Annotated in this window: 3 protein-coding genes; all 3 read left to right on the forward strand. The window is 69.8% G+C overall.

Annotation, left to right across the window (positions count from 1 at the left end; genetic code table 11):
• The first annotated feature begins 330 nt into the window (after positions 1 to 330).
• The 3 genes from ACWCSD_RS49890 to ACWCSD_RS49900 all read left to right on the forward strand — a co-directional run bounded on the left by ACWCSD_RS49890 (position 331) and on the right by ACWCSD_RS49900 (position 3,274).
• A complete protein-coding gene (locus ACWCSD_RS49890; RefSeq protein WP_449926432.1) occupies positions 331 to 606 on the forward strand; it encodes a hypothetical protein in 276 nt (91 codons plus the stop codon).
• A 12-nt stretch (positions 607 to 618) separates the two neighbouring features.
• Positions 619 to 2,439, forward strand: a complete 1,821-nt coding sequence (gene glmS / locus ACWCSD_RS49895) for a glutamine--fructose-6-phosphate transaminase (isomerizing) (RefSeq protein ID WP_387664761.1) — start codon at positions 619 to 621, stop codon at positions 2,437 to 2,439.
• A 61-nt stretch (positions 2,440 to 2,500) separates the two neighbouring features.
• Entirely contained in the window at positions 2,501 to 3,274 is a 774-nt protein-coding gene (locus ACWCSD_RS49900; RefSeq protein WP_397163965.1) for an SAM-dependent methyltransferase, read from the forward strand.
• Positions 3,275 to 3,496: the final 222 nt, after the last annotated feature.

The raw sequence follows: 3,496 nt of genomic DNA on the forward strand, positions 1-3,496 counted from the left end.
GTGCCGCCCTTGTCGGGGGGCGCGGCCGGTACGGGCGGGGCGCCGTCGAAGGCGCAGACACCGGCGGAAAAGCTGGTGGCCAGGACGGCGGCAAGCCGAAGCTGCATGACATCTCCCCACGGAACGGCACTACTCGATCACCGACCGTAACCATTCCCAGAAAGGGATGTGTCAGACGGGTCGAATGTTACGGATGAGCACCGCGGGATCCGCCGCGCCAGCCTCTCGACGACCGGCAGGAGAGAAGTGATAGCGCTCTGGAGTTAAATCCTGCCCGATTCCGGGCAGGATGTTGGCGTGTCTCGCTCCAGATGCGTAATGTCCTCGTCTGTGTCCACGGCGCGGCATCCCTACGAAGACCTCATCGCCCATCTCACCCGGACGAGCGCGCTCGATCCGGGAGAGGCGGCCCGCGTGGTCGCCGACGTGCTGTCGTACTTCTCCGAGCCGGTCGAGGAGTTCGTACGCCGCCGTCACGGCGAGCTCAAGGCCCGCGGCCTGACCAACGACGAGATCTTCCCCCGGATCGCCGCCGAGTTACCCGCACGCCGGGTAGCGGCACCAGAGCTGTCGCTGCGGCAGCTCCGCAGGATCGTCTACGGATAAGAGGAGACCTCGATGTGCGGAATCGTGGCCTACGTGGGCCCCAAGGACGCGGCGCCCATCCTGTTGGAAGGGCTGCAGCGGCTTGAGTACCGGGGCTACGACTCCGCCGGGGTCGTGGTGTCGAACAAGGGACTCAAGGTACGCAAGGTCAAGGGCCGGGTCGCCGACCTGGCCAAGGTCGTGCCGGTGCGGTTCAAGGGCAACCACGGCATCGGCCACACCCGCTGGGCCACCCACGGCGTGCCCAGCGACGAGAACGCCCACCCGCACCTGTCGGCCGACCAGCGCATCGCCGTCGTGCACAACGGCATCATCGAGAACGCCGGCGAGCTGCGCGCCAAGCTGGAGGCCGACGGCGTCACGTTCCTGTCCGAGACCGACACCGAGGTCCTGGCCCACCTGATCGCCCGCGCCGCCGACGAGAACGACTCCCTGGAGGAGGCGGTCAGGAAGACGCTCAAGAACATCGTCGGCACGTACGGCATCGCGGTGATCGACGCCGAGCGGCCGGGCGAGGTGGTCGTGGCGCGCAACGGCAGCCCGATCGTGCTCGGCATCGGCGAGAAGGAGATGTTCGCCGCCTCCGACGTCGCCGCCCTGGTCCGCTACACCCGCCAGGTCGTGCACCTGGAGGACGGCGAGCTGGCCGTGCTCAAGGCCGACGGCTTCCACACCTTCGCCAGCGACGCCCGCGAGACCGCCAAGGAGCCGCTGACCGTCGACTGGGACGCCGGCCACTACGACACCGGCGGCTACGAGCACTACCTGCTCAAGGAGATCTCCGAGCAGCCCGAGACGATGACCCGCACGATGAGCGGCCGCCTCGACGAGCGCTTCCACGTCGCCCACCTCGGCGGCCTGAACATGGACGCCCGCGAGACGCGCTCGTTCCGCCGGGTGAAGATCATCGGCTGCGGGTCGGCGTACTACTCCGGGCAGATCGGCGCGCAGCTCATCGAGGAGCTGGCGCGCATCCCGGCCGACGCCGAGCCGGCCAGCGAGTTCCGCTACCGCAACCCCGTCGTCGACCCCGACACCCTCTACGTCGCGATCAGCCAGTCGGGCGAGACCTACGACACGCTGGCCGCCGTCCAGGAGCTCAAGCGCAAGGGCGGCCGGGTGATCGGCATCGTCAACGCCGTGGGCAGCGCCATCGCCCGCGAGGTCGACGGCGGCATCTACCTGCACGCCGGGCCCGAGGTCTCGGTCGCCTCGACCAAGGCGTTCACCTCGACCTCGGTCGCCTTCGCGCTGCTCGCGCTGCACCTGGGCCGGGTGCGCGACCTGTCGCCGGCCGACGGGCGGCGCATCGTGGAGGGCCTGCGCCGGCTGCCCGGCCAGATCGAGGAGATCCTCGCCCAGGGCGACAAGATCGCCGAGCTGGCGCAGAAGTACGCCAAGCACCCGAGCATGATGTTCGTCGGCCGGGTCAGGGGCTACCCGGTGGCCCGCGAGGGCGCGCAGAAGCTCAAGGAGATCTCGTACGTGCACGCCGAGGCGTACCCGGCCAGCGAGCTCAAGCACGGCCCGCTCGCGCTGATCGGCCCGGACATGCCGACGGTCGCGATCGTCCCCGACGACGAGCTGCTCGACAAGAACCTCACCACGCTCGGCGAGATCCGCGCCCGCGGCGGCCAGGTGCTCATGGTCGGCCACCGCGAGCCCGACGCCAAGCTGGCCGACGACGTGATCGTGATCCCGAAGAACGAGATCGAGCTCGACCCGATGCTGCTGACGATCCCGCTCCAGCTGCTGGCCTACCACGCGGCGGTCGCCCTCGGCAGGGACGTGGACAAGCCTCGCAATCTCGCCAAGAGCGTGACTGTGGAATAAATTCAGCCACAATCCTCGCAGGGTAGTGTTATCCGGCTGCGTACCACATAAATTCATTACTGTGCGGCAGTTCGACCCCCACACTCCGAATCTCGCACGCATGTACGACTACATGCTCGGCGGGACGGACAACTTCGCGGTCGACCGCCTGGCGATCGACCAGCTCGCCGAGCTGGTCCCGGAGGCGGTCCCGCTGGCCCGCGCGAACCGGGCCTTCCTCCAGCGTGCCGTGCGCTACGTCGCCGCCGCGGGGATCACCCAGTTCATCGACCTGGGCAGCGGGCTGCCGACGCAGGGCAGCGTGCACGAGGTCGCGCCGGCGGCCAGGGTCGTCTACGTCGACGACGACCCGGTCGTCGCCGCGCACGCCAGGGCCCTGCTCGCCGGGGCGGACAGGGCCGCCTTCCTGGAGGCCGACCTGCTCGACCACGAGGAGGTGCTGGCCCGCGCGGGCCGGTTCCTGGACCTGTCGCGGCCGGTCGCGATCGTGCTGGTGTCGATCCTGCACTTCCTGCCCGACGCGGCCGATCCGCAGGGCGCGGTGGCGGCGCTGCGCGAGGCGGTCGCGCCCGGCAGCCGTCTGGTGATCTCGCACGCCACCTCGATGGGACGCCTGTCGGACGAGGAGAACCCGCGCGGGGGCCGCCGCGGCTCGTCCGGCTCGGGCGGGGCGGACCGCAGCCCGGCCGAGATCCGCGCGTTCTTCGGCGGCTTCGCGCTCGACCCGCCCGGCCTGGTGCAGGCCGTGGACTGGCGGCCGGACCGGCCCAAGCTGGTGGGGGACTGGTCGCTGCCCTCGTCCCTGATGGCCGGGGTGGCCACGAAGCAGGACTGACTCCGGCATACGCCGAAATTTCGGTTAACCGTATCCCGATGTGTAACAGCGAGTGAACTGTCAATAACTTTGGGTAATAGCGGTACTCGCGAAGGTCGGGGGAGGGCGGATGCGTCGTCGGCGGTTCTTGGCATGGACCCTGGGCGCGGCGGCGTGCGCGGCCGGATGCGGGACGGAACACGTCGTCGGCGGCCCCGCCGGCGCGAGGGGGCGGTTCTCGAT

The sequence above is a fragment of the Nonomuraea sp. NPDC001684 genome, from assembly GCF_053596515.1.